The organism is Chitinibacter sp. SCUT-21 (genome assembly GCA_041874755.1).
GTDB lineage: Bacteria > Pseudomonadota > Gammaproteobacteria > Burkholderiales > Chitinibacteraceae > Chitinibacter.
Genome location: CP102611.1, coordinates 765,670 through 791,684, shown reverse-complemented (window position 1 = coordinate 791,684; position 26,015 = coordinate 765,670). Strand labels below are relative to the sequence as shown.

General features: G+C 49.8%; 21 protein-coding genes. 16 read left to right on the top strand and 5 right to left on the bottom strand.

Annotated features, from left to right (window positions below):
* Positions 1-112: 112 nt before the first annotated feature.
* The gene (locus tag NT239_03625) at positions 113-283 is read right to left on the bottom strand and encodes a DUF1289 domain-containing protein (GenBank protein ID XGA71947.1); all 171 of its coding nucleotides are present in this window, start codon (positions 281-283) and stop codon (positions 113-115) included.
* A 75-nt stretch (positions 284-358) separates the two neighbouring features.
* Positions 359-1,345 (bottom strand): rhodanese-related sulfurtransferase, encoded by a 987-nt coding sequence (locus tag NT239_03620; GenBank protein XGA71946.1) that lies wholly within the window; start codon positions 1,343-1,345, stop codon positions 359-361.
* Positions 1,346-1,840: 495 nt separating this feature from the next.
* Here NT239_03620 and NT239_03615 point away from each other — a divergent pair, with 495 nt between their 5' ends.
* The 6 genes from NT239_03615 to ugpC all read left to right on the top strand — a co-directional run bounded on the left by NT239_03615 (position 1,841) and on the right by ugpC (position 9,482).
* The gene (locus NT239_03615; protein XGA71945.1) at positions 1,841-4,174 is read left to right on the top strand and encodes a PAS domain S-box protein; all 2,334 of its coding nucleotides are present in this window, start codon (positions 1,841-1,843) and stop codon (positions 4,172-4,174) included.
* Positions 4,175-4,187: 13 nt separating this feature from the next.
* Positions 4,188-4,817, top strand: a complete 630-nt coding sequence (locus NT239_03610; GenBank protein ID XGA71944.1) for a response regulator — start codon at positions 4,188-4,190, stop codon at positions 4,815-4,817.
* A gap of 280 nt (positions 4,818-5,097) precedes the next feature.
* Positions 5,098-6,342: an ABC transporter substrate-binding protein gene (locus tag NT239_03605; GenBank protein XGA71943.1), complete on the top strand. Its 1,245-nt coding sequence runs from the start codon at positions 5,098-5,100 to the stop codon at positions 6,340-6,342.
* Between the two features lie 197 nt (positions 6,343-6,539).
* Complete coding sequence (locus NT239_03600) at positions 6,540-7,433, top strand: sugar ABC transporter permease (protein XGA71942.1); 894 nt, start codon at positions 6,540-6,542, stop codon at positions 7,431-7,433.
* Entirely contained in the window at positions 7,426-8,283 is an 858-nt protein-coding gene (locus tag NT239_03595) for a carbohydrate ABC transporter permease (GenBank protein XGA71941.1), read from the top strand. Before NT239_03600 ends, NT239_03595 begins: the two co-directional genes overlap by 8 nt.
* A gap of 110 nt (positions 8,284-8,393) precedes the next feature.
* On the top strand, positions 8,394-9,482 hold the full coding sequence (gene ugpC, locus NT239_03590; GenBank protein ID XGA71940.1) for a sn-glycerol-3-phosphate ABC transporter ATP-binding protein UgpC: 1,089 nt from the start codon (positions 8,394-8,396) through the stop codon (positions 9,480-9,482).
* Positions 9,483-9,520: 38 nt separating this feature from the next.
* On the opposite strand, the gene NT239_03585 is transcribed toward ugpC, so the two are convergent.
* On the bottom strand, positions 9,521-10,309 hold the full coding sequence (locus tag NT239_03585; GenBank protein ID XGA71939.1) for a pseudouridine synthase: 789 nt from the start codon (positions 10,307-10,309) through the stop codon (positions 9,521-9,523).
* 79 nt (positions 10,310-10,388) lie between these two features.
* Here NT239_03585 and NT239_03580 point away from each other — a divergent pair, with 79 nt between their 5' ends.
* The gene (locus tag NT239_03580) at positions 10,389-10,880 is read left to right on the top strand and encodes a hypothetical protein (GenBank protein XGA71938.1); all 492 of its coding nucleotides are present in this window, start codon (positions 10,389-10,391) and stop codon (positions 10,878-10,880) included.
* Between the two features lie 49 nt (positions 10,881-10,929).
* Here the strand turns inward: NT239_03580 and glnE are convergent, their stop codons facing one another.
* On the bottom strand, positions 10,930-13,641 hold the full coding sequence (glnE, locus tag NT239_03575; protein ID XGA71937.1) for a bifunctional [glutamate--ammonia ligase]-adenylyl-L-tyrosine phosphorylase/[glutamate--ammonia-ligase] adenylyltransferase: 2,712 nt from the start codon (positions 13,639-13,641) through the stop codon (positions 10,930-10,932).
* A 126-nt stretch (positions 13,642-13,767) separates the two neighbouring features.
* Here glnE and NT239_03570 point away from each other — a divergent pair, with 126 nt between their 5' ends.
* The 6 genes from NT239_03570 (at position 13,768) to NT239_03545 (ending at position 23,162) form a co-directional block, all read left to right on the top strand.
* A complete protein-coding gene (locus NT239_03570) occupies positions 13,768-17,712 on the top strand; it encodes a TIGR02099 family protein (GenBank protein XGA71936.1) in 3,945 nt (1,314 codons plus the stop codon).
* 62 nt (positions 17,713-17,774) lie between these two features.
* Positions 17,775-18,608 (top strand): carbon-nitrogen hydrolase family protein, encoded by an 834-nt coding sequence (locus tag NT239_03565; GenBank protein XGA71935.1) that lies wholly within the window; start codon positions 17,775-17,777, stop codon positions 18,606-18,608.
* A 61-nt stretch (positions 18,609-18,669) separates the two neighbouring features.
* Positions 18,670-20,121, top strand: coding sequence for a metalloprotease TldD (tldD, locus tag NT239_03560; protein XGA71934.1), 1,452 nt, complete (start codon positions 18,670-18,672; stop codon positions 20,119-20,121).
* A gap of 3 nt (positions 20,122-20,124) precedes the next feature.
* Complete coding sequence (locus NT239_03555) at positions 20,125-20,565, top strand: GNAT family N-acetyltransferase (GenBank protein XGA71933.1); 441 nt, start codon at positions 20,125-20,127, stop codon at positions 20,563-20,565.
* Between the two features lie 121 nt (positions 20,566-20,686).
* Positions 20,687-22,225: a DUF3369 domain-containing protein gene (locus NT239_03550; protein XGA71932.1), complete on the top strand. Its 1,539-nt coding sequence runs from the start codon at positions 20,687-20,689 to the stop codon at positions 22,223-22,225.
* A 10-nt stretch (positions 22,226-22,235) separates the two neighbouring features.
* A complete protein-coding gene (locus NT239_03545; GenBank protein XGA71931.1) occupies positions 22,236-23,162 on the top strand; it encodes a diguanylate cyclase in 927 nt (308 codons plus the stop codon).
* On the opposite strand, the gene NT239_03540 is transcribed toward NT239_03545, so the two are convergent.
* Positions 23,137-23,754 (bottom strand): ACP phosphodiesterase, encoded by a 618-nt coding sequence (locus NT239_03540; protein XGA71930.1) that lies wholly within the window; start codon positions 23,752-23,754, stop codon positions 23,137-23,139. The genes NT239_03545 and NT239_03540 overlap by 26 nt on opposite strands.
* Positions 23,755-23,771: 17 nt before the next feature.
* Between NT239_03540 and NT239_03535 the strand changes: the two genes are divergently transcribed.
* The 3 genes from NT239_03535 to NT239_03525 all read left to right on the top strand — a co-directional run bounded on the left by NT239_03535 (position 23,772) and on the right by NT239_03525 (position 25,980).
* The gene (locus NT239_03535; protein XGA71929.1) at positions 23,772-24,260 is read left to right on the top strand and encodes a hypothetical protein; all 489 of its coding nucleotides are present in this window, start codon (positions 23,772-23,774) and stop codon (positions 24,258-24,260) included.
* Positions 24,261-24,413: 153 nt separating this feature from the next.
* A complete protein-coding gene (locus NT239_03530; protein XGA71928.1) occupies positions 24,414-25,415 on the top strand; it encodes a nucleoid-associated protein in 1,002 nt (333 codons plus the stop codon).
* A gap of 244 nt (positions 25,416-25,659) precedes the next feature.
* Entirely contained in the window at positions 25,660-25,980 is a 321-nt protein-coding gene (locus NT239_03525) for a hypothetical protein (protein ID XGA71927.1), read from the top strand.
* Positions 25,981-26,015 lie beyond the last annotated feature (35 nt).

Here is a 26,015-nt window from a genome sequence, read left to right as displayed (position 1 = left end):
AGAAAACAAAAAAGCAGCCTACGGGCTGCTTTTTTCTTGGCTACATATACTGCTTTGCTGTGCGAGCTTGGCAGTATATGCCTCTAAATAGCTATCATATTGGCTTTTGGCGCTATACCTGCTCAATGGCCCGATGGCTGACGCGATCCAGAATGGCTTGTTTTTCTTCATCGCTGGCCTTGCTCCACTGGCGTAATTCGTCCAGCGTGCGCAGACAGCCAATACAGTGATTGCCGCTCTCGTCGAGCTGGCACAATTTAATACAGGGTGAAGCTGGGCTCATCGTGGTCTCGCTAGGCCAAGTTGCGCTTGGCCTTGATACGGCAATTAAAAATACGCGCCAATCGCTGCGTCGGGCTTACTTGCTTTTATTGCGCTCGCGATCTTGCGCCTTGCGCTGCTCTTTTTGCAGACGATGCAATTCGGCTGCTTTAGCCGCATCGCTGCCGATATGCGCTTCACCGCGTTCTTGCGCCAGACGAACTTGCTTTTGGCGTTCAATAAAGCGTTGTTGTTGCTCTGGGGTATGCTTACCAAAGCAATGTGGGCAGCATGTTCCAAGGATATACTGTTCGCTTTTCTTGTCGGATTCGGTAAGCGGCATGCGGCAGGCATGGCATTGATCGTATTGGCCTTTTTCCAATTTGTGGTTAACGGCAACGCGCTCGTCAAACACAAAGCATTCGCCTTCCCACATCGTGTCTGCTTCGGGCACTTCTTCCAGATATTTCAGAATGCCGCCTTCCAAGTGGTAAACCTCTTCAAAGCCTTGCTCTTTGAGGTAAGCGGTCGATTTTTCACAGCGAATACCACCGGTGCAAAACATCGCGACTTTTTTGTTTTTTGCGGGGTCGAGATTGTTTTTAACGTAATCAGGAAATTCGCGGAAAGTTTCGGTTTTTGGATTAATCGCGCCTTTAAATGTACCGATCTGCACTTCATAATCGTTGCGCGTATCAACGAGCACCACGTCTGGGTCGGAAATCAGCGCGTTCCAGTCTTTCGGTTTGACGTAAGTGCCAACCACGCGGCGTGGATCGATGCCTTCTACGCCCATCGTTACGATTTCTTTTTTCAATTTCACTTTGGTGCGGTGAAACGGCAGCTCGTCAACGTAAGAAAACTTGGCCACGATATTATCCAGCCCAGCTTGCTGGTCTAGCCAAGCCAGTAGTGCGTCGATGCCTGCTTGTGTGCCCGCCACTGTGCCGTTAATGCCCTCGAGCGCGAGCAATAAAGTGCCGCGAATGCCATTGCCCTGCATTTGGTTAAACAGCGGTTGGCGTAACTCGACGTAGTTTTCGAGCGAAACAAATTTATATAAAGCACACACAACAATCGACATGTCCACAACTCCTCGCCTGATCGGCAAAACCTAGTACGCCTAACAGCTGTACTTAGGGTGGGGATTTTTAAGCAGGCGCAATTATACGAGGAATCGGGCAAAGCGCGATCAGTTAATTGATTTAGATCAAAGTTCTCTGGCGGGCAAAGAAAAACCTGAGGATAGCTTAGGCGAAGAGTCTGGGTATCAGTCGCAATCAAACGCGATATTTGCTGCATGGGCTGATACACCGCCAGGTATTTTGCTGGCTATTCTTGGTATGGCCATAATCAGGAATTGCCAGAATGCGATTCGATGCGTGATTGGCATCATTGGGGAGCAGAGTAGCTTTCTAATCGAGTGATTGATGCTCTGGGTGAAAATTTTGTAGATATATCGCGACAGTTTTGAGTCAGATTTTGGCGATCTGGATCAAATTCACCGGTAACTTTGTGTATTTAGACTGCGGGTATTAAGGTATGGATATCGAAGAATCAGAAACAGTATCCTGCGCAAATGAATCGGTTTTGGACTAGTTTTTCACGCTTGAAACGGCGCTGGCATCGACAATGGCCGTGGTGGATGGCTTACGGCCTTGTGCTGCTGCTGATTGGCGCCTTGCTGTTTTATATTGTTAAAACTGATCGTAAGGCGCAATTGGTGCGCGAAGCGGCCTATGCGCAAGATTTATTGTGGCAAGAGCAAGAGTTGCGTGTGCGCTTGCAAAGTAATCAAAACGCCATCGAGAGCTTGGCGTATTCGCTGGCATCCGATTCAATTGATTTGGAAGAATTTCGCGTCCGCGCCGATTTACTGATTAAAAATAACCCCGAAATTCTAGCGCTCGAGTGGGTTGATGCCAGCGGCTTTTATATAGGTGGGATGCCCAAGTTTACGCATCGACCTGCCGAGTTGATCCCGCTGAATGAGCCAAAGTTGTTGGAAGCCATTGATGGCGTATCCACGCTAGGCTATCCCTTGTATTCCAATGTGATCGTGCGGGAAGAGCCGCTGATGATGCAGTTGGTGCCGATTTTCCGCTTTGCCAGCTACGACGGTGCCTTGATGGCTACTTATAGTCTGGAGCGTATGTTGCAACACCGTGTGCCGTGGTGGTTGGTGCAGCGCTACCAATTGCAATTGGTCGATTCGCAAAATCATGTGCTGGCCCCCAGTGGTTTCCATGCCAAGTTGGAGGGCAGTGATGTCCGTGAAATCGCGTTTGGCAATATGGGTTCAGGGGTGCGGCTATTGGCAAAACCACTTAAACCGTCTCCCACACTAGAAAACTGGGGTTGGTTAGTGTTGGTCGTGCTGTTGATGGCCCTACTATTTTGGGCCTTAAAGTTACTGCGCCTTCGCATGCAAGAGCGGCAAAAAGCAGAGCAGGCCTTGCAAGATGAGATTTTGTTTCGAACGGCGATGGAAAACTCATTGCTGACCGGTTTGCGCGCAACGGATAAAGAAGGGCGGATCATTTACGTGAATTTGGCCTTCGCCAACATGGTGGGCTGGGGTGTTAATGAGTTGATCGGCCAAAAAGCGCCCATGCCGTTTTGGGCTCCCGAATCATTAGCAGAGTGTGATCGGGCCTATCGGGCCATTTTGGCGGGGGAAAACCCACCGAATGGTTTCGAACTTCGATATATGCGAAAAAATGGCGAGCGGTTTGACGTGCGCTTGTATTCATCCAAGCTGGTTGATGGTAAGGGTGAGCATCGGGGCTGGATGGGATCGGTCAATGATATTACCGAGCTCAAACGTGATCGGCAGGCTTTACAACAATCCCGCCAGCAACTGCGCACGGTGCTTGAAGGGCTCGATGTCGCAGTGTGCGTCAGTGATGTCCATAGCGGTGAGGTGCTGTACCGCAATCGCAAACACCAAAAATGCTTTCCGATTGATAGCGTGGTGCCGCAAACTGATAATAGTGGGTATTGCTGGGTTTCATGGCGTAGATCAAGTGGGTATCAGCCCGGAAGCTATGAATTTGAAGAGCAGGATGTAATTACGGGTAGGGTGTATCAACTTGGTCAGCGTTCGGTAAATTGGCTCGATGGCCGTGCGGCATTGCTGGAATTGTGTGTTGATATTACCGAGCGGCGCCAGGCACAAGAAGAAGCACGCGTACGAAATGAACGACTGCAACACACCGCGCGCTTAGTGAATATGGGCGAGCTGGCGTCCAGCTTGGCCCATGAGCTTAATCAACCATTGGCCGCGATCGCTAGCTATAGCGCAGCATGCGAAACGATGTTGTATAAGCCTGAACCGCCGATAGGTAAGGTTCAAGAAACGCTCGTCAAAATGACGGCACAAGCCCGGCGGGCTGGGCAAATTATTCGCGGAATTCGGCAGTTGGTAGTGAAACGCACGAGTGAACAATCGCCCTGTTGCGTCAATGAGTTGCTGGAGGTAGTACTACCACTGCTTGAGCCATTAGCCCAACAAATGAAAGCCAAGATTGTAGTGGACTTGCCCGAGCCCAGTCCCGTTTTAATGGGTGATGCCGTTATGTTGGAGCAGGTATTACTTAATCTAATTAAAAACGGCTTAGAAGCGATGAACGATACCCCGCAAGCGCAGCGCACGTTGCACATCATCGGCCGAGTGGTCAATGAAGGGGTTGAGGTGCGCATCGTAGATCATGGCAGTGGTGTCGCCGATATGAATCAATTATTCCAACCGTTCTACACGACCAAAGCGCAAGGCATGGGAATGGGCTTGAATATTTGTCGCTCAGTGATCGAGCAACATAAAGGCCATTTATGGGCTGAAGCAAATCCGAGCGGTGGCACGCAAATGTGCTTTCGTTTGCCTACAATCTATACAGATGACATTGTTTATTAAGGGAGTGCAGTGAATGAAGTCCAACCCAATTCCAATGGTGGCCATTATTGACGATGATGAGGCGGTTCGCGATTCGCTGAGTCTGCTGCTCGAAACAGAGGGCTGGGCGGCGTTAAATTACCCATCCGCAGAAGATTTTTTGGAGGAAGGTGATGCTAGCCGCTTTGCTTGTTTGATCGTCGATGTGCGTATGGATGGCATGAGTGGGTTGGAATTATTCACTGAGTTGAAGCAGGGCAATTACTTGCCACCCGTGATTTTTCTTACCGGTCACGGAGATATTCCAATGGCGGTGAATGCGCTCAAAGATGGTGCAATGGATTTCATGCAAAAACCGTGTGATCAGCAAGAATTGCTCGGTCGTGTGCGGGAATGTATTGATAAAGACATTGCTCGTCGCGGAGCCACGGCACATCAACAGAAAGTCAGCGAATTGGTTGCCGAACTCACCCCGCGCGAGCGCGATGTACTCAAAGAAATTATGTTGGGAAAACTTAACAAACAAATCGCAGACCGGCTTGATATCAGTACCAAAACGGTTGAAGTGCACCGCGCAAGGATTTTCATCAAGATGAAAGTACACTCAGCGATGGAGTTGGCTGCGATGTTGAAAGAAATACCCATGGATGAATTACTGGGTTAGGGTATTGCTAGGTGGGTCTTATTAGTATTGGAGTTCAAGTGTATACCACAAAGCCTCTCGACCAAAATCGATGGGCTTTTTTCTTGGGAAAGCAGGGGCTTGCAGCATATTGCTGTGGCGTAAGCAGCAAAAAGCTGAAAGTCGATATAAGGAAACTACCCTAGGGCGTCAGCCTGACAGGTGATTACCTGATTTTTTACAATGCGAACGCTGCGTATTCTAGCTACAACCGAGCGGTACCGTGCCGCGTTCGGCAGACAAAAATACTGGAGATTCGAGAATGCGCAACGTAAAAATGGGTTTGATCGCAAGCAGCTTGATGTTGGCCTTTTCTGTTCAGGCGGCGGAAGTTGAAGTTTTGCATTACTGGACTTCAGGCGGTGAAGCCAAAGCCGCAGCTGAATTGAAAAAAATGATGGAAGGCAAGGGTAATAAATGGAAAGACTTTGCCGTTGCTGGTGGCGGCGGCGAAAACGCGATGACCGCGCTGAAAACTCGCGTTGTGTCTGGCAACCCGCCTGCTGCCGCGCAAATTAAAGGCCCATCGATTCAAGAATGGGGTGATGAAGGTGTGCTCGGCTCGATTGATGGCGTAGCAAAAAAAGAAGGCTGGGATAAAGTACTGCCACCAGTGGTGTCGAACGTGATGAAGTACAAAGGTCAATACGTGGCGGCACCGGTGAATGTGCACCGCGTAAACTGGCTGTGGATTAACCCTGAGTTGTTGAAAAAAGCCAACGCTAAAGTACCAACTACTTGGGATGAATTCTTCGTCACAGCTGCCGCCTTGCAAAAAGCAGGTATTCAACCTTTGGCCTACGGCGGCCAACCTTGGCAAGACAGTACCGTATTTGAATCAGTGACACTGGGCGTCGGTGGTGTTGATTTCTACAAAAAAGCCTTTGTTCAGCTCGACCCTGCAACGCTGTCTGGTCCAACGATGGTCAAAGTGCTGGAAACCTACAAAAAGCTCAAACCATTTACCGATAAAAATGCCGCAGGCCGCGAGTGGAATCTGGCAACCAGCATGGTGATTAATGGCAAAGCGGCGATGCAGTTTATGGGCGACTGGGCTAAAGGCGAATTCTTGGCTGCAGGTAAAGTGCCAGGCAAAGACTTCTTGTGTGTGGCAGCACCAGGCACCGCGAATGCGTTTACCTTCAATATCGATAGTTTTGCGATGTTCAAACTTAAAGACGCTTCTGCGGTGAAAGGTCAGAATGATTTGGCCAGCACACTGATGAGCCCAGCCTTCCAAGAAGTATTTAATCTGAATAAAGGCTCGATTCCTGCGCGTACCGATTTGGCGATGGATAAATTTGATGAATGCGGCAAAAAATCAGCGGTTGATTTTAAAGCCACCGCCAGCAAAGGCGGCCTAGTGCCTTCGTGGGCGCATGGCATGGCGATGAAATCAGCGACGCAAGGCGCTGTCTATGATGCCGTTACCCAGTTCTGGAATAACGACAAAATGAGCGCTAAAGATGCTGCGATGAAATTGGCCGCAGCAGCGAAAATGAAATAAGGCGAACTAAGCCGGGTTGGGCATTCGTGCCTAACCCGGCGGTAGAAATTCTGAAGCAGTATTGAATGTGGCTTGTGTAAATGAATTGATCTCTCGACACACGCATTCTCAATCAGATTGCTGGTTTCGGGCAGTCTTCTCGATCTTCACCTATTGCTGCATCAATCGTGCAAGCCCTTAGTTTCTAGGAGTTTCCCATGTCTACGCCTCACGCCCATTACGGGTTCGCCGAGCGCTGGCTGCCGCGCCTTGTCTTGGCGCCATCCTTTTTATTAACGCTGATATTTCTATACGGCTTTATCGCGTGGAACGGTTATCTGTCATTTACCAATTCTCGCTTGCTACCCAATTATGAATGGGCGGGCTTGGTGCAATACGCCACCTTGTTTGAAAACGAACGCTGGTGGGTGGCGGTGCGTAATTTGGGTGCTTTTGCCGTGCTGTTTATCGGTGGCGCGATGGCCATCGGCATCACACTGGCCATTTTGCTCGATCAAAAAGTGCGCGGAGAAGGCGCGATTCGTACGCTGTATCTGTACCCGATGGCTTTGTCTTTCGTGGTAACGGGCACGGCTTGGAAGTGGATGCTCAACCCCGGCTTGGGTTTGGAAAAGCTGATGCACGATTGGGGCTTTACCAGCTTTACCTTTGACTGGTTGGTCAATTCTGAAATGTCGATTTACACCGTCGTTATTGCCGGTTTATGGCAATCGTCGGGCTTTGTGATGGCGCTATTTTTGGCGGGGTTACGCGGCGTCGATGATTCGATCATTAAAGCGGCGCAAATCGACGGCGCCAGCCTACCGCGCATTTACTGGAAGATCATCTTGCCAGCGCTGCGTCCGGTGGTGTTCTCGACCTTAATGATTTTGTCGCATATCGCGATCAAGAGCTTTGACTTGGTGATGGCTTTAACTGGTGGCGGCCCCGGCTTTTCATCAGATTTACCCGCGACCTTTATGTACTCAATGGCGTTTACCCGCGGCCAGACTGGCCTAGGTGCAGCCAGCGCGATGATGATGCTGGCAACCGTGGCGGCCATCGTTGTGCCGTATTTATATTCAGAATTAAGGAAAGAGCAAAATGGCTAATTCTGATCGTGTTTGGCGTTTTGCCCTCTATGGTGCATTGCTGTTTGCCGCCGCGTATTACCTGTTGCCCTTGTATGTGATGGTGACGACATCGGTGAAAAGCGTCGATGAAATTCGTCTTGGTAATTTATTGTCGCTACCGACAGCGATCACCTTTGATGCATGGAGCAAAGCTTGGAGCAGCGCGTGTACTGGCGTGAGTTGCAATGGCTTGTCGGCCTACTTTTGGAACTCGGTGCAAATGGTGATTCCCGCCGTCGCAATCTCGACGATGCTCGGCGCGATTAATGGCTATGTGCTATCGAAATGGCGCTTTCGCGGTTCTGAAGTGGTGTTCGCGATGATTCTGTTTGGTGTGTTTATGCCCTTCCAAGTGTTGTTGCTACCAATGGCGCAGACTTTGGGTTCAGTCGGTTTGGCTAATACGACGGCGGGGCTGGTGTTTGTGCACGTGGTGTGCGGCACGGCGTCAACCACCTTGTTTTTCCGTAATTACTACGTCGGTATTCCGGATGAGTTGATCAAAGCTGCGCGACTGGATGGGGCCGGTTTCTGGCGCATTTTCTGGCGCATTATTTTGCCGATGAGTACCCCGATCATCATGGTGACCTTGATCTGGCAATTTACCCAAATTTGGAATGATTTCTTATTTGGCGTGGTGTTTGCCTCGGGCGATGCGCAACCGATCACCGTGGGTTTGAATAATTTGGCCAATACATCAACCAGCGTGAAGGAATACAACGTGGATATGGCTGCGGCGCTGATTGCCGCTTTGCCAACCATTGTGGTGTATGTGTTTGCTGGTAAGTACTTCGTCCGTGGTTTAACAGCGGGTGCGGTTAAAGGTTAACGGGGTATATCTCGCTGGACTAATTTGGTATTGATTTAGTGAGATATACATCAAATGGTATTTAAAAGTCGAGTTATCGATTTAGTGCACATGCACGCTGGAGAATAAATATGGGCGCTTTAGCCATTAAAAATGTCACCAAAAGTTTTGGCGACACGCACATCTTAAAAGGCATCGATATTGATATTGACGCGGGTGAGTTTTTGATTTTGGTCGGGCCATCAGGTTGTGGCAAATCGACGCTGATGAATATCATCGCCGGGCTTGAGCAGGCGACATCCGGCGAAGTGCATATTGCCGATCGCGTGGTGAATAATGTGGCGCCAAAAGATCGTGATATCGCGATGGTGTTCCAAAGCTACGCCTTATACCCCACGATGAATGTGCGACAAAACATCGCCTTTGGTATGGAAACCCGTGGCGTGCCCAAGGCCGAGCAAGACGCAACCATTGCCCGCGTGGCGAAGATGTTGCAAATCGACCATTTGCTCGAACGTAAACCCTCGGCGCTATCGGGTGGTCAGCGCCAGCGGGTGGCGATGGGGCGCGCTTTGGCGCGTGACCCGAAGCTGTTTTTGTTTGACGAGCCGCTGTCGAACTTGGACGCGAAGCTGCGCGTGGAAATGCGCGTTGAAATCAAACAATTGCACCAGCGCTTAAAAACCACGATTGTTTACGTGACGCACGATCAAATCGAAGCGATGACTTTGGGCGACAAAATCGCGGTGATGAAAGATGGCTTCATCCAGCAATTTGGCTCGCCGCAAGATATTTACGAGCGCCCGGCCAATTTATTTGTCGCCAGCTTTATTGGCTCGCCATCGATGAATTTCATCCCTTGCCATGTGGTGCAACAGGGCGAACAAATTGGTGTCACCTTGCAAGGCAATGGCGTGCCGCAATTTATTGCACTCAATGACAGGCCCGAATTGAAACAGCGTGTGGGGCAAAAAGTGATTTTGGGTGTGCGCCCTGAGCAGTGGGACGTCGAGCATAGCGATCATGCTTTGCAATGCCTGGTTAAAATCACTGAGCCAACAGGACCCGACACGATGGTGTATAGCGAAGTGAACGGCGTTGAAATGATCGCCCGTGTGCACCCGCGCGCGGCCACTGCGATTGGTACTTCTTTGCCCTTGTTGCTCGATGTGAAGAAAGTGGTGTTGTTTGACCCCGAAACCGAACTGCGGATTGCTTAACTGTTTAGACAAAAAAGCCCGCTTACTGCGGGCTTTTTTTACACCCAGATCGAGCGATTGCGCGGAGTGTTAATCGTTGGGGCGTCCCAACTTAGCCCCGCTTGTTGCAACGCATTTTGTCCATCAAGTTGTAACACCACATGGGCAAAATCGCCAGCCAATGGGCAATGTAAATGAATGGTTTGAGCACTGCGTGGGTGGATAAAATCCATTCTGGTGCATGCGAGCAATAGGCGATCGACTTCAAATGCTTCGGCAAAAGCGCGATTGTGGCGACCTTTGCCATAGGTGCTATCGCCGATAATCGGATGGCTCAAGTGTTTTAAATGGCGACGAATTTGATGGCGTCGCCCGGTGATGGGTTGCAGTGCGAGCAGCGCATAGCGGCTGGTGGGATATTTATCAACGGCCCAATCTAATGAAAACTGCGCCAAGCTTTGAAACTGCGTTTGCGCCGCTTGCGGTGCTTTATGGTCAATTACCGTGCGTGCCTCAACATCGTCTTGTCGAATCGAGAGAGGGTGATCGATGAAACCAGCCTGGGCAGGCCAGCCACGCACTAGGGCTAAATAATGTTTCTCAACTTGCCGATTGGCAAAGGCTTCGCCCATCAACTTGGCCATGTCAGGATTGAGCGCAAATAACAGCGCGCCTGACGTGGCTTTGTCCAAGCGATGGATAGGATAAACGTGCTGACCGATTTGGTCGCGTAACATTTGTAGCGCAAATTGCGTTTCAAAGAAGTCCAAATCAGTTTTATGGACGAGTAAATTACTCGGTTTATGGATGGCAATTAATTCGTCATCACGATAAAGGATGGAAAGCATTTTCTAGTCGATTAGTGGTAGCTAGTTCAATTAAAACTTATGTTATTCTTAAGTTGTTATTAAGACTGTGGGCTGTTAGATGGAATTGATCGTTAATCAAGTTACGTATAAATGCGGGCATGCCTACGCTGCGTACGAAGTTGATCATAGAAAAGAGCATTTTGCTGAGCTAGTCGATTCAGCAAAACATTTCCTTTGCCCTGATTGTTGTCGAGCAGAATTTAAGTTGCTTGAGCTCAATTGCCAAGCTTATGCGAACTTGCAACAAATGTCGCCCGATATGTCTGCTTTTATTATCGAAGTGACCAAAGTAATTAGCCCTTTGAGCGATATTTTGCTGTTGAATGATTACCAACAGCGCGCCCCATCACTGGATGAGTTAACCCCGGGCGGCGAACCGCTCGATTTACCCCACGCGGTGTGGCGCAAAGAATTTTGGTTTGCCAACAACACCAATCCGATGCATGTGGTGATGTTGATGGAGCACGTAAAGCAAGAAATTGATTGGCTTGCTAGTTATATGCCATCGGGTAAATCGGCAGCCCATTTCGGCCAGTTTGTTGAAATTTGATCCAAACTAGCCCAAAAAAAACGGCGCTAAGAGCGCCGTTTTGTATTGCTTACTCAGGAAACAATTGTTGCCACAAGCTATGTACTGCAGTTAATTGCGGCTCTAATGGGGCAATCATGTCGATATTCAGCTCCTTGCCGGTCAAGCGATGACGGTGCTGTAAACGCCGTAGTTCGCGATACGCGGTTCGGGCGTGTTCGGCAGCTTGGCGATCAATTAAATTATGTTGTGCCGCGGTATCAAGTAAGGCGATATTGCCACTGTTGGCGGTCAGTGCCGGGATTTGTGCTGCGTGCGCTAGAATTAAGAACTGCACAATAAATTCAATATCAACAATGCCGCCCCGTAAATGCTTCACATCGCTAGGGAGGGCTGGGTGCGTTTCGAGCATTTTATTCCGCATATTGAGCACTTCAGCCTGCAAATCGGGGATATTGCGCTGCTGACACAGAATGTGATGGCGGATCGTTTCAAAGCTTGCGCCAACTTGCGCATCCCCAGCGCAAAATCGCGCACGGGTAATGGCTTGATGCTCCCAAACCCAGGCGGATTGTTGCTGGTATTGCTCAAAGGCTTCAATCGTTGAGACCAACAGGCCGGATGAGCCATTGGGTCGCAGGCGCAAATCAATATCGTAGAGTTGGCCTGCACTGGTAGTTGAGGTTAGCCAATTGACGATGCGTTTGGCCAAGCGGGCGTAAATGTCGGCGGCATTGGCGTCGGCATCGTTATACAGATAAACAATGTCCAAATCAGAGGCAAAGCCCAACTCTTTACCGCCAAGTTTGCCGTAACCAATGATGGCAAATAATGGTTGATCACGATGTTTGTTCGGCAGATCTTTCCAAGCCTGTTCTAGTGCAACATTTAAAATCAAATCGGCCAGATCAGATAAGTGATCGGATAGTTTTTCCAGCGGCAGTAATCCTGCCAAATCTTGTGATACCAAGCGGAAAATTTGCGTGTGCTGAAAATGACGCAGGCAATCCATTCGTGCTTCAACATCGTCGGCTAATTCTGCAATTTCAGCACGTAACAGGCGGCCAAGTTTTTCCCACTCTGGCTCTTGATGCAGCAGGCGAATATCGAGTAATTCGTCGAGCAAAATCGGGTGGCGGGTGAGGTATTCCGATACCCAAGGGCTGGCGCTGTATAGACTGGCGAGCCGTTTTAGTGTTTGTGGATGTTCGGCCAGTAAAGCCAGATACGATTCACGACGGCTAATTGCGTCGAGTAAATCGAGCAAGCGCGTTAAGGTGGCATCGGGCTTATCAAATTGAGCCGCCGTAGCGATCAGATTGGGCAAAATGGCATCGAGCCGACGACGGCAGCGATCAGGCATTTGGCGATATTTGCCGCTGTCTTGCATCGCCAGTAGGCGGCGTTCGATATCGGCAGGATTTTGATAGCCCAATTGCTGGTAATAGGGGGTATTTCCTTCTGAGAAAGTATCAATTTGAACTTCTTGTTCATTCCCCTCTAGGGTATTTTGATCGGGTTGCAGAAAGACCGCTTCAAAATGGCTGCTGACAATCTGGCGATGCGCCTCCAGCGCGGCCTTAAATTCAGGCCAATCGGCAAAGCCCATGCTACGCGCTAAGCGTTGTTGATCCTCAGCGGTACTGGGCAGCATTTGCGTTTGCGCATCATCAAGGTACATGATGCGGTGCTCTACATCGCGCAAGAAAATATACGCCGCTTGCAGCTCAGCTACGGTGGTTGCCGGTAGATTACCTTGATCAGCCAATAGTGCTAAAATTTCCTGCGTGGCACGAGTTCTGAGGGTTTTATTACGCCCCCCCCGTATTAGCTGGAATACTTGGCCAATAAATTCAATTTCACGTATACCCCCTGGGCCAAGCTTGATATTTTCTAGCCGGTCTTTGCGTTCCACTTCGCGGCGAATTTGGCTGTGCAACTCGCGCATCGAGTGATAGGCGCCGTAATCGAGGTATTTGCGGTAGACAAAAGGCGTGATCAAATCCATTAAGCCCTTCACGCTGGGCTCGTCGCCCGTCAAGGCTCGGCCTTTGATCCACGCGTAGCGCTCCCATTCGCGGCCTTGGGTCAGTAAATAATTTTCCAGCGCGGCAAAGCTGCTGACCAAGGGGCCAGAATCGCCAAAAGGGCGCAAGCGCATATCAACGCGAAATACAAAACCATTGGCGTCGGTATCACCAATTAGGCGGATCAAACGCTTGCCAATATTGACGAAATACTCGTGATTACTGATTTTGCGCCGCCCATTGGTTTCACCGTCTTCGGGGTAAATAAAAATCAGATCAATATCAGACGAGACATTCAGCTCGCGCCCACCAAGCTTGCCCATGCCAACGACAATCAATTGCTGCACCGTGCCGGTTTCTTCGCCGATGGGTTGGCCAAAACGTTCATCCGCTTGGCTGACCCACGCTAAGGCAGTTTCAATCGCCACCTCGGCTAAATCCGAAATCGTGTGCATCGCTTCGGTGAGGTCCGATAAGCCATTAATTTCTCGCGCAATTAATCGAGCCATGACCGCTTGCCGCAATAGGCGCAGCTGTAGCGATAATTCTTCATCGCTGTGGTAGGGCTGGCTTTGTAGTTGGGCTTGCATTTGTTCACGGGTAAAAACGTGATCGATTTGATCGGCTGTTGCTTGCGCTAGCGTGGGCTTGCAGAGAAATAAACGTTGCACGTAACGGCTGTGAGCTTGGGCGGCAGCAAGTTGAGGGTGAGATGCAATCTGGTCATCGGTCATGTCGTTTACTCTGTTGTGCAAGGTTGTTACGCGATATAGGGTGCTGTTTTGTCCTGAAAATCAGGGTAAAATGCGGAGCAATTTCATATCCCCTACCGTAGCACAGCTTCTTGCGTTTGCGTGCACGGTGTCTTACTCGGAATTTAGATGTCCTTGGCTTTTTTGCGTCAGCTCAAAGTACTGACTGCACGTATTACACACTGGCATCTAAGATGGCTAGCGCGTTTAGCATTAACTTTGCTGCTACTGCTGACAATCTGCGGCTTGACGTGGCAATTTTACGCTGTTCCTCGTTTGAATGATTACAAGCCTTGGCTGGAACAGCAGCTCACGCAAACTATTGGTGCACCTATCAAGATTGCTAGCTTGAGCGGGGGCTGGCGTGGGATCCGCCCACAATTAACGATTACGCGTTTTCAGCTGATCAATTCGCAGCAGCAAGCCATGCTGCAGTTCGAGCGCATGGAGGGCACCCTGTCTTGGTGGCAGTTATTGCTCGGTGAGCTCAATTTTAGCCATCTGCATTTGCAGGCACCGCAATTAGACGTGCTGCGCTTGAAAAACGGTCAATGGCAAGTAGCTGGAATCACTCTTGCAACAAATCAATCGACTGCCGAAGCTGTACCACACGATGGCCAATTTTTAAATTGGTTGCTTGAGCAGGGCGAACTCTCGATTGCCCAAGGTGTGTTGCGCCTGAGCGATCAGCGCGGTGAGTTTCCGGCGCTCAGTGCCAATAATGTGCAGCTGAATGTGGAAAACTGGTTTTCCCGACACCAGGCGGTATTGCAGTTCTCTCCCACGCAACTGGCTGGTGCTCCCGTTGAAATTAGCGCCAATTTGCAGGGGGAGGACATCAAGCAGTTGAGTGCGTGGTCAGGGTGGGTGAAATTAAACTTGCCTCAGGCCAATTTAAGCCATGCCGCACCTTGGCTGTCACCCCTATTTCCTCAGTTCAAGGTTCAATCAGGGCGAGGTGCGCTAGCGCTGAAGCTTGAGCTAAGTGCAGGGATATTGGACGGTGTTGATGCTGATTTGCAACTCACGGATTGGCGTTTGCAATTACCGGAGCAAGCTCAACTAAACCTTCCATTGTTTGATGGCCGTATTTTATGGCGGCTTAGTGAGCAACAACGCACCCTGGAGCTTCGTGCTAAGCAGATTCGCACCGCCGACACACTCTTGTGCCAGCAGTGTGAGCTGCAATATCTCCAAACAAAAGCTAAGCAATCACTGACCGCAAGAAATTGGTCACTTGCGGGACTCAATGCTTACAGTGCATTTTTACCCGAATCGCTAGCCCAATTTCGCCATGCGAAATTAGCAGGAAATCTAACTAAATTTAACATTGAATGGCCAGGTGATTGGCCATTGAATAAGGCGGCAAAAACCCCAGATCTTTCCGCGCTCACGCTTGAAGTGGAAGGCCGTAGTTTGGCTTGGGATCAGCTCGGACAATGGCCATCCGGCCAAGGTTTTGACATTGATTTAATGCTCGAGCCTAAAGGGGGGCGATTAAAAATAATTGGCGAGCAAGCCCAGCTGGTGTATCCCGCGCATTTTTTGGAAGCGATGAATTTTGCTCGTCTCCATAGCGAGTTTGATTGGCAGCAAGAAGGCAAGGGCTGGCAATTGAACCTAAAAGGGTTTAAAGCCATTAGTCCTGAGTTGGAACTGAGTGCGCAGGGCCAATATTGGTGGCCAGGGCATGGGATGGGTCAGGTTGATCTGACTGCCAATATTGAGCGCTTGAATGCGAACCGGGTCTACGCCTATTTGCCGCGGGTGCTGGGCGATGATGTACTGGTGTGGCTAAAAACGTCGCTGCTTGCGGGGCAAGCTAAAAAAGGTCAGTTGCGCTGGCGAGGTGATGTGGCACAGTTTCCATATACCTTGGGTACGGCTGCGGCGAAAACAGGCCAATTTACTGTCAAAACGCAAGCTGAGAATGTCACGATTCACTACGGTAATGATTGGCCTATGATCACCAAGGTGGATGGCCAAGTGACTATCGACGGCATGCAACTGAATGTGGATGCACAACGCGGGGATATCACGGGTACCGCACTTGAAGCTGTTAAAGTCACGATCCCAAATCTTGAGTTCAACCAACATATTCTCGTTGATGGCAAAGTTAAAGGACAAACTGCGCATTTTTTAGATTTTGTCCAAAACAGCCCCGTCCGCTTAGCAACGCAGGGATTCTTGGACGAGTTAACTGCGCAAGGTTTGGGTGAGCTCGATTTAAAACTCGATATTCCAATCGAGGATTTTGAAAAAACTAAAATCGATGGCTTATATCGATTTAATGCCAATCAGCTCAATTTTGGCGCATCAATTCCGCCTTTATCGCAAGCCAAAGGAGCTGTTCGATTTACCGAAGCAAGTATGAAAGTTTTGCCCTCAACGGCCAATGCATTGGGTGGTAGCGTGCAGCTACAGGGCGACACTGACGCGCAAGGTGCGCTGAATTTGGCGTTGAAAGGGCAGGGCGATTTAGCGCAAGCATTACAATATTATTTGCCACCACTTAGCCCTTGGTTACAAGGGAAAGTGCCGTTTGCCGCGAATCTCAAAGTAGATTCTGACAAATTTGCGCTTAATTTAGCATCGGATCTTATCGGCGGCTTGGTGTATTTACCTGCGCCTTTAGCCAAATCCGCGGCACAAATACGCCCTTTTAAATTGAAAGTCAGTGATGATAAAGGTCTGACCAGAGTTGACTTTACCTATGCTAAAGACCTGCAGGCGGCCTTTTTGCTTGGTGACGACGCCAGTTCGATGCGCGGCAAAGTGCTGTTAGTCCAAGAGGGGACTAATTTGGCCGAGGTCATCACCTTGCCAGTCAAAGGCCTACAAATTGGTGGAGCCTGGCCTGCGCTTAATGTCAACGATTGGCTTCCTGTATTGCCGGGACAAAGTATGCCAAGCACGGTTGAGCGCAAAACAGCTGCGATGAGTAGTCCAACAATCATCATTGATCAATTAGGTTTTGAGCAATTGAGCCTAGGTGGGCAGTTACTCAATGATGTGCGTTTATCAGGGCAAATGAACAGCCAAGGCTTGCAAGCGAATTTACTTAGCCGGCAAATCGCGGGTGACGTGCAATGGCTCAGTAGTCAAAACCGCGTATCTGCTCATTTGAGCAAACTATGGCTGCCGCTGAAAAATGCACCGACTCACGCCGCCAGTGATCGAGGTGCCAAAATATTAAAATTGCCACCGGTAGTGGAATCAACAACGAAATCGGCATTAGATGAGTGGCTCAGTTGGCCTGCGATCCATATGGTTGCGGATGATTTTCGCTTTAAAAATGTTGAATTGGGCAAATTAACCTTAAAAAGTCGACCACAAGAACGCAGCATTGAGTTTGACGAGCTGAGCTTGCGTAACGCGGATGGTCAGATCAGTTTGGCTGGTCAATGGTTAAAGCAAAATAGCTGGGAACGTACACAGGCCAAGGTGAAAATTGATTCTCCCAATATGGGTAAATTGCTATTACGTATCGGTTACCCAGAAGCTATGAAGGCTGCGCCGCTTATCTTGCATGGTGATGGTCAATGGCAAGGGGCACCTTGGCGACCCGCATGGGACACCGTTAGCGGTAAGTTAAATTTAAATATCGGTGCCGGGCAATTTATTCAGCTCGAACCTGGTGTTGGGCGCTTTTTATCGATTTTGAGTTTGCAAGCCTTGCCTCGTCGCTTAAAACTCGATTTTAGTGACGTATTTAGCTCGGGTTTTGAATTTGATGAAATCAGTGGCACAGCGCTCATCGAACAGGGTGTAGCACGAACCAGTGATTTGAAGATCAATGGGCCGGCGGCCAAAGTGCGTTTTAGTGGTGACGCCAATTTTGTCGCCGGAACTCAAAACTTGCGGGTACGGATAGTCCCCAGTATTGGCGGCGCAGTTGCGCTTGGTGTCGGGGTGCTGAATCCGATTGCAGGTTTGGCCACATTAGCGGTGCAATCAGTGATGGACAATCCCTTGGGTGAGTTATTGGCATATGAATTTCAGATTGACGGCAGCATGAGTGATCCGCAAATTAAAAAAGTGGGCGTTAAGCCTGAGTCCCCTAAAATTAAATAAGGGGGTATGTTTTTAATGATTAATTTACTGTTTGATTCTGACATGATACGAGTGGTGGGTATATGAAGACTGTACAGGTCTGTGCAATTCAAATGGTGTCGAGCAGCGATGTGGCAATCAACCTTGCTCGCGCTGAGCAATTGATCGCGCAGGCTGCGCAAGCCGGTGCACAACTGATCGTCTTGCCCGAGTATTTCGCCATTATGGGGAACAGCGATCGCGATAAACTGGCGCAGCAAGAGCCGTTTAATGACGGAACACTGACCGAGTCGCCAGCGCCTTTGCAGCATTTTCTGGCGAGCCAAGCCCGTCAGCATCAGGTGTATTTGGTTGGTGGCACGATCCCGTTGAAATCTGATCAGCCCGATAAAGTTATGAATACTTGCTTGGCGTTTAATCCGGCAGGCGAATGTGTGGCGCGCTACGACAAGGTGCATTTATTTGGTTTTGCCAATGGCGCCGAGTGCTTCCAAGAATCCGACACCATTGCGCCTGGGCACTTGCCGGTGGCATTTGACACGCCGTTTGGCCGCGTTGGTTTGGCGGTTTGCTACGATTTGCGCTTTCCCGAATTTTTCCGTGCTTTAGAACACGTTGGCCACGTCGATATTTGGACTTTGCCCGCAGCGTTTACCGCGACGACTGGTCGCGCGCATTGGGAAGTATTGTTGCGCGCGCGCGCGATTGAAAATCAGTGTTTTGTTGTCGCGAGCGGCCAAGGCGGGACGCATAGCAGCGGGCGCAAAACTTTTGGCCACAGTATGTTGATTGATCCTTGGGGTACGATATTAGATGTGTTACCCGAGGGCGAAGGGCTGGTGCTGGCTGAACTCAAAGCCAGCCAGTTAGAACGTGTGCGCACGATATTGCCAGCTTTACGCCATCGTGTGCTTTAATAGTGCCATTCAAGTTGGGTTTCGCGCCAATGGGCGCTAGGCCGTTTAAACAGGAAACAGAATGAATTCTTCGGTCGATTATTTTGCCATTGCCGAGCAGCAATTGCTGACGCCATTTTCGCTGGATGATCAGGCGCTCAATCAAGTGTTTGGCCAGATGCTGACGCATGAGATTGATTACGCTGATTTGTATTTCCAATACAGCCGCTCCGAGGCGTGGAGCTTGGATGAAGGCATCGTAAAATCGGGCAGTTTTAATATCGACCAAGGCGTTGGTGTACGCGCGATCAGCGGCGAAAAAACCGCTTTTGCGTATTCCGATGATATTAGCCTTGCCGCACTGAGCCAAGCTGCGCAAGCGACGCGTGCAATTGGTCGGCAAGGTGGGGCGGGTATTGCACCACTAACTAAGCAGCAAAAGGGCTTGCAGCTCTATACCCCGGTTGATCCATTGGCGAGCTTGGACGAAGCGGCGAAAGTGGCTTTGCTGGAAAAAATCGAGCAAATCGCGCGCAGCCTAGACCCACGCGTGGTGCAAGTGATGGCGAGTCTGGCTAGCGAATACGAAGTCATTTATATCGCGCGTCACGACGGACATCGTGCGGCCGATGTGCGCCCGCTGTGTCGCCTATCGATTAATGTGATTATCGAGCAAAACGGTCAGCGCGAGCAGGGCAGCGCGGGTGGTGGCGGTCGTTTTGATTACGCGTATTTCACCGATACGGTATTGCTCGATTACGCCAAACGCGCGGTCGATCAAGCGGTGCTCAATCTCGATGCGCGTCCAGCGCCGGCCGGTGAAATGACCGTCGTGCTTGGTAGTGGCTGGCCCGGTATTTTGTTACACGAAGCGATTGGGCATGGTTTGGAAGGCGACTTTAACCGCAAAGGCAGCTCGGCATTTTCGGGCAAGATCGGCCAACGAGTCGCTGCGAAAGGCGTTACGGTGGTCGATGACGGCACGATCGCGGATCGCCGTGGCTCACTGAATATCGACGACGAAGGCAACCCAACGCAGCGCACGGTGTTGATCGAAGACGGTATTTTGAAAGGCTATCTACAAGACAGCCTGAATGCCCGCCTGATGGGTATGCCAACCACGGGTAACGGTCGCCGTGAAAGTTACGCGCACATCACGATGCCGCGTATGACCAACACCATTATGGAAAATGGCGACGTAGACCCGGCGGAAATTATCGCGTCGATCGATCGCGGCCTGTATGCGGTCAATTTTGGCGGCGGCCAAGTTGATATCACCAGCGGCAAGTTTGTATTCTCGGCGGCGGAAGCTTGGTACGTTGAAAACGGCAAGATGCTGTATCCAGTGAAAGGCGCAACGCTGATTGGTAATGGCCCCGACGTGCTGACCCGCGTGTCGATGATCGGCAACGATATGGCGCTCGATCCAGGCGTGGGTACTTGCGGGAAAGATGGGCAAAGCGTGCCGGTGGGCGTAGGGCAACCGACTTTGCGCATCGATGGTGGCCTCACCGTTGGCGGCACTGCGGGTTAAGTCATGGCCTTAGAAATTCGTGAAATTGAATTTGCTGAATACGATGCTGCAGCTGAAGTAGTTTGGTCGTCATTTCGCCATTTAGCGGCGCAATATCAAAGCGCAGCGGGTATCGAGCAGTTTAAGCAATTTGCCCAAGCGAGTGAAATTCGTGCGCGCGATGCAGCAGGCGGCTGCTGTTGGGTGGCGCTTATCCAAAATACGGTGATTGGCGTACTGCAAACGCGGGCGGATGCGCATATTGCTTTGCTGTTTGTGTTGCCCGAATTTCAAAGTCGCGGCGTTGGTCGGGCTTTGGTGAAGGCAGCCGATAGCAAACAAAAATTGCAGAGCGTTAATGCCAGCGTGAATAGCGTTGGGGCTTATATGCGTTACGGTTTTATGCCGGTTGGCGCCGAGCAAGTAAAAGCAGAAATTCGTTTTGTACCGATGAAAAGAAATTAAACTAAATTGCGATTCATCCACATCAAAGCCCAAGTTTTACTTGGGCTTTGGCGTTTTTTAGTCGCTTTTTCTGTAAGGCAAGCTATCTTGAATTGTTCAATTCGAATAAAAAGTAGCTGGCATGGATTTTTTGCTTGAAGAAGCGTCTGAAACAGGTGACGTTTTACAAATTCCTTGGAAAGTGGCTGTGATTGACGATGAGCGTGATATTTTTGAAGTCACGCGATTGTCATTGTCTCGGCTGAAAGTCGATGATAGGCCACTGCAATTGCTCTACGCCGATAGTGGTGCAACAGGCTATCAATTGCTGCAGGAGCATCCAGACACCGCTGTCGCATTTATCGATGTGGTGATGGAGTCGCCCGAAGCGGGCTTGCTGTTGGTCGAAAAAATTCGCTCATCACTTAAAAATCACGCCGTGCGCATCATCTTGCGCACAGGACAGCCTAATCAGCATCCTGAAGAGTTTGTGATTCAGGAATACGATATTAATGATTACAAAGCCAAAACCGAGCTTACCAATATCAAACTAAAAACGTGTATTTATTCGGCCATTCGCGCTTACCGCGACATTATGACCATCTCAAATACGCAGCAGGGTATGGAAAAAGTTATCGCCTCGTCCCAAGCTGTGTTGCGCAGCCGCACATTGCATCAGTTTGGTTCGGCGGTATTGCAGCAACTGCTCGATTTATTAAATATCCAAAGTAGTGAAGTTTATTTAGTTTCTCAATCAACGGATTTATACGGCGACAAGGTCAATAATGTTCTTGCCGCCACAGGGGAGAATATCCAGATTGATGAAGAGCTAAGTTCACCGATTTTGCCCGACCATGTGCGTGAATTAGTTAATTTTGTTATTGCTGGCGGAGAAAATCAGCTCAGCGATTTTGCATTTTTAGCACGGTTTGATGTGGGCGATGGCGCCGCGAATGTACTGTATGCCAGCTTGGCCAAACCACTCGATGCCTTGCAGGCTAAATTGCTGCAAATGTTTGCCAGTAATGTCGCACTGATTTTTGAATCGCTCTATACCAAAGAAAGTATTCAAGAAACACAAAAAGAATTGTTGCTGGTTATTGGCGATGCGATCGAGCAGCGCTCTAAAGAAACCGGTATGCATGTTCGGCGCGTGGCGCTGATGTGTGAATTGCTAGCCAAAAAGCTGGGTCAATCGAGTGATTTTTGCGAAACGATACGCTACGCGTCGCCATTACACGATATTGGCAAAATAGGTATTCCTGAGCATATTTTGCACAAACACGGCAAGCTCGATGCGCAGGAGTGGGCGATCATGCAAACCCATGCCGAACTAGGGTATCAGCTACTTAAAAAAACCAAACGTGTCATCGCCAAAATGGGCGCCATCATCGCGCACGATCATCATGAAAAATGGGATGGTAGCGGCTATCCGCGCCAGTTAGCTGGGCTAGCCATTCCATTGGAAGCGCGCATTATGGCCGTGGTTGATGTGCTTGATGCGTTGGGGTCGAGACGTTCGTATAAAGAGGCATGGCCAGATGAGCAAATTATCGCCCTCCTTAAAGCAGAGCGGGGTAAGCATTTTGACCCGCAGTTGGTCGATATTGTCCTAGAAGGCTACAGCGAATTTAAGGCGATTCGCTTGCAGCTACCCGATCCTGATCTGGGCGCAAGCTAAAGGAGCCAGAATGCTGGAGCTGCCAGGGCAGGGCAAAGGCGTTATTCTGATTGTTGATGACAGTAAAATGAATCAGCAAATCTTAAGCGCCATGCTTAAAGACATCGCTGAAATTCATTGCGCTGATCATGGCGAGGAAGGGGTGATGATGGCGCAAGCATTGCACCCGAATGTGATTTTGCTCGATGTTGAAATGCCTGGCATGAATGGCTACGAAGTGTGCCGGGTTTTAAAGCAAAAGCCCAGTTTTGATAGCGCAATTATGTTTGTCACCTCACACACTAGCGAAGAGCACGAAATTCGCGCGTTGAAAGAAGGTGCCGTTGATTTTATTACTAAGCCATTTAAGTATGAAATCGTCAAAGCGCGGGTGAGCGCTCACCTAATGCTCAATATGCAAAACCATTTTTTGCGTAATTTGGTCAATCACGATGGTCTCACTGGTGTATTTAATCGCCGCCATTTCGATGAAATGATTGAGCAAGAATGGCGCCGCCATTTGCGAGCGCAAGCTTCCTTGGCGCTAGCGATGATTGATGTGGATTTTTTCAAACTGTACAACGACAGCCTTGGCCATCAAGCAGGTGATGATTGCCTCAAAGCCGTAGCAAAATGCCTGAGCAAGAGTTCTCGACGGCCTGGTGAAATTGTGACTCGTTATGGCGGTGAGGAGTTTGCCATTATCTTGCCAACCACTACGGGTGATGAAGCCCTGAAGTTTGGGCAATGGCTGTGCGAGCAGTTTGCGCAATTGGCTTTGCCGCATCCCGCGCGCCCCGATGGCGTGCCTATCGTAACGGTCAGTATTGGCTTAAGCGCCACCGTGCCGTCTTTACTCACCCAGGCGCAAACTTTAATCCGCTGCGCTGATCATGCGCTTTACCAGTCGAAAGAAATGGGGCGCAATTGCGCTACTTTTGGATTGTTTGGCGATTAATTGCCATTTGATATTGTGCTTGCAGTTGGGTTTGCGCGATCAAATCGGGGTAAAACGCCAAAAAAGCCTTCTCAAAGTGTGAGTAATAGCGCTGCAAGTCGTCAATGCCGGCCGCAAAATGGCTTTGCCGACGAATGCGGTGACGGGCAAAACCTGCTAATACTTGCTCGATGCGCTCCAGATCTTGATATCCCGTGAGCCAATCAAATTTCACCATGCTGGGTAATATTTCATGCAATTTTTTTGGCAAAATCGAGTCATACTCAATCAGCTCGGCATATACCTGCTGGCTAAAGTCACGCAAGGCGCGTTGATCAAATTGCGCCCAGTGGCGGGCAAGGAAATGGTCAAAATAAATATCGATTAAAATGCCCGCATAGCGTTGGCGCTCGCTCGCGATCCAAGTTTTGCATTCGGCAACAATCGGGTGGCTATCGGTAAATTGATCGATCCAGCGGTGTAATTGCATCGCACTTTGCATTGTGGCGGGTAAATGCTGAGCGTGCGCTGGCTTGAGAAAATCGCCAAGCAAGTTACCAATTCGCGCCTCGACGTCGTCGGGCGCTAAATGCAGATGCGCAAGATAATTCATACTCTCAAGGATATAGCATGCCAAAAATGACGTTGACTGAATTAGAGTCCATCCGGCAAGAGTGCCGCCAGTTGGTCAATCAACGCGCAATGATTTCTGGTGCGGTGGCTGCTGTGCCGATTCCCGCGCTTGATGCTGGCGCCGATGTGGCGATTATGACGCGGATGATCGAGCAGATTAATCAAAAATTTGGTCTCAGTGAGCACGATATGCAAAACCTGGACGATAACACACGGCAAAAACTCTTCGTGATTATTAGCTCGGTCGGCAGTTCAATGATAGGGCGCTACGCCAGCAAGGAGCTGATTATCTTGGCGCTCAAACGCGTCGGTGTGCGTATGGTTTCCAAGCAAGCTGCCAAATTTATACCCTTGCTAGGTATTGCTCTGGCTGCAGGGATCAGCTATGGCGCCATGCGTATACTCGGCAATGCTCATATTGAAGATTGCTATCGCGTGTTAAAGCAAAGTATCGAGGACGACGAAAAAACCGTCGCCGCGTATTAAACAACCGTCTGCTCGTCGCTACAGCCGCAAGCGCTACCAAGGCGAGATGGCCGCGCGGTTAGACGTTTGGCGCATGACTTTGGCCATGAAGCTGGCTAGATTGGGGCAAGGGTGGGAAAATGGCGGCCAATTTATCGCATAAAGTTGTCCGCCATGTCGCTCAATACCGTTGAACACCTGATCATCCACCAATTGCACAAAGAGCCCAACGGCCCCGCGCGCGTCGCGCTCGGCACTGCGCCGTTGGCGGTTAATAGCGCGTCGCAGCGTTTGGTCGATCATTTGTGCGAATTGTATGGCACGCGCAATGGCAAAGGCTTTGGCAAATTCGATCTGGACGACGAGAGCTTTGCCATGCCCAAGCTAATCGCCAGCTTCGCCCAAGAACAAAGCATCGATTTTCTCACTTTAAGCCAGCAAATGATGGCCGAGCTGCAAACGCGCGCCGAAGCCGAGCCGCTGGCCAGCGGCGGCTATGTATTGATCGCGCAAGTTAGCAATGCGGCGATGCAGTTTATTTTTATCGCGATCATCAGCGAAGTCATCGGCACCGCCATCACCGACGAAATGGGCGTGGTCGATAGCATCCATCTGGATATGGACCATCTGCGCGTCGCGGGCCGGATTGATTTGGGTAGCTGGCAAAGCGGTGGCGAGCGTTATGTTAGCTTCTTGCGCGGCCGTGGCGATGTGGCGGGTTATTTCAAAGCGTTTTTGGGCTGCAACGACGTCAAAACCCCGCTGAAAGAAACACAAAAGCTGGTCAAAGGTTTGGAAGCGTTTGCCAACGAGCAAGCAATTGCCGGCAACGAGCGCGACGAGCTATTCCAGCGCGCGCACAGTTATCTCGATGCCTTGGGCGACGGGCAAGGCGAAGTGGATCTGGCCACCGTGGCCGAGCAAGTTTTCCCAAGCTCGCCCGCACAATTGCAAACCGCTTTGCAAAGCGACGAGCTGGGTATTAACGACGGCTTTGTACCGGATCGGCGTGCCATCAAGCCGCTGATGCGCTTTAAGGCCAACGGCCCACAATGGAAACTCGAATTCGATCGCGCCAGCCTACGCAGCGGCGCGGTGATTTACGATAAATACAGCGACACGCTGGTGCTGTCGAATATTCCGGATGAGTTAAAAAAAGCATTGCTGGAACAATAAATACATAGGGTGGGTATTTGTTTTTAGGTCTTTATGTTAAAGGTTTTTAAGTTGATACCCTTATCATGGTGCTTGGGGCGTCGCTGTTAGATTTTAACTGCGGCTGCTGTTGGCCAATACTGGAAGAGCACTTCGCCTGATTGTGTAAAGCAAATATATAAGTAGCCACCTTATTTGTAATGGACTGCTTTCGGCTGTCGCTGAATTCAAACGTTAGGCCAATTCACACGAGGGAGTATTTACTATGGGAAATATTAACTATCGAGCAGTACACACAAAATCGATATGGCGCAAGGTCAGCAATCATCAGTCAATCGAATCTGCTATTAATGGAAAAGATGGGGCTACGGGGTTGTTTGCTAGGAAAGTACGCATCAACTATGAAACGCACGGCGACCCTTGTTACGTTGTTGTGTGGGAGCAAGGCGCACAAAGTGGCTTCGTTATTAAGCCTGACCCAGCCACTCCAAACGGAATACGTCAGGTATCAATTCCAATTGCTGTTATCCTTGCCTTTGAAAGCAAGGGGCAGGTAAGTCAGTTAGAGTTGGACAGTTATTTTTGATTGATTTTATATTGCATGGCTTACGCATTCAGTCG

What these genes read in the sequence shown, in the direction of transcription:
- NT239_03625 (XGA71947.1), bottom strand. Translation starts at nt 283, where the DNA reads ATGAGCCCAGCTTCACCCTGTATTAAATTGTGCCAGCTCGACGAGAGC.
- NT239_03620 (XGA71946.1), bottom strand. Translation starts at nt 1,345, where the DNA reads ATGTCGATTGTTGTGTGTGCTTTATATAAATTTGTTTCGCTCGAAAAC.
- NT239_03615 (XGA71945.1), top strand. Translation starts at nt 1,841, where the DNA reads ATGAATCGGTTTTGGACTAGTTTTTCACGCTTGAAACGGCGCTGGCAT.
- NT239_03610 (XGA71944.1), top strand. Translation starts at nt 4,188, where the DNA reads ATGAAGTCCAACCCAATTCCAATGGTGGCCATTATTGACGATGATGAG.
- NT239_03605 (XGA71943.1), top strand. Translation starts at nt 5,098, where the DNA reads ATGCGCAACGTAAAAATGGGTTTGATCGCAAGCAGCTTGATGTTGGCC.
- NT239_03600 (XGA71942.1), top strand. Translation starts at nt 6,540, where the DNA reads ATGTCTACGCCTCACGCCCATTACGGGTTCGCCGAGCGCTGGCTGCCG.
- NT239_03595 (XGA71941.1), top strand. Translation starts at nt 7,426, where the DNA reads ATGGCTAATTCTGATCGTGTTTGGCGTTTTGCCCTCTATGGTGCATTG.
- ugpC (XGA71940.1), top strand. Translation starts at nt 8,394, where the DNA reads ATGGGCGCTTTAGCCATTAAAAATGTCACCAAAAGTTTTGGCGACACG.
- NT239_03585 (XGA71939.1), bottom strand. Translation starts at nt 10,309, where the DNA reads ATGCTTTCCATCCTTTATCGTGATGACGAATTAATTGCCATCCATAAA.
- NT239_03580 (XGA71938.1), top strand. Translation starts at nt 10,389, where the DNA reads ATGGAATTGATCGTTAATCAAGTTACGTATAAATGCGGGCATGCCTAC.
- NT239_03570 (XGA71936.1), top strand. Translation starts at nt 13,768, where the DNA reads ATGTCCTTGGCTTTTTTGCGTCAGCTCAAAGTACTGACTGCACGTATT.
- NT239_03565 (XGA71935.1), top strand. Translation starts at nt 17,775, where the DNA reads ATGAAGACTGTACAGGTCTGTGCAATTCAAATGGTGTCGAGCAGCGAT.
- tldD (XGA71934.1), top strand. Translation starts at nt 18,670, where the DNA reads ATGAATTCTTCGGTCGATTATTTTGCCATTGCCGAGCAGCAATTGCTG.
- NT239_03555 (XGA71933.1), top strand. Translation starts at nt 20,125, where the DNA reads ATGGCCTTAGAAATTCGTGAAATTGAATTTGCTGAATACGATGCTGCA.
- NT239_03550 (XGA71932.1), top strand. Translation starts at nt 20,687, where the DNA reads ATGGATTTTTTGCTTGAAGAAGCGTCTGAAACAGGTGACGTTTTACAA.
- NT239_03545 (XGA71931.1), top strand. Translation starts at nt 22,236, where the DNA reads ATGCTGGAGCTGCCAGGGCAGGGCAAAGGCGTTATTCTGATTGTTGAT.
- NT239_03540 (XGA71930.1), bottom strand. Translation starts at nt 23,754, where the DNA reads ATGAATTATCTTGCGCATCTGCATTTAGCGCCCGACGACGTCGAGGCG.
- NT239_03535 (XGA71929.1), top strand. Translation starts at nt 23,772, where the DNA reads ATGCCAAAAATGACGTTGACTGAATTAGAGTCCATCCGGCAAGAGTGC.
- NT239_03530 (XGA71928.1), top strand. Translation starts at nt 24,414, where the DNA reads ATGTCGCTCAATACCGTTGAACACCTGATCATCCACCAATTGCACAAA.
- NT239_03525 (XGA71927.1), top strand. Translation starts at nt 25,660, where the DNA reads ATGGGAAATATTAACTATCGAGCAGTACACACAAAATCGATATGGCGC.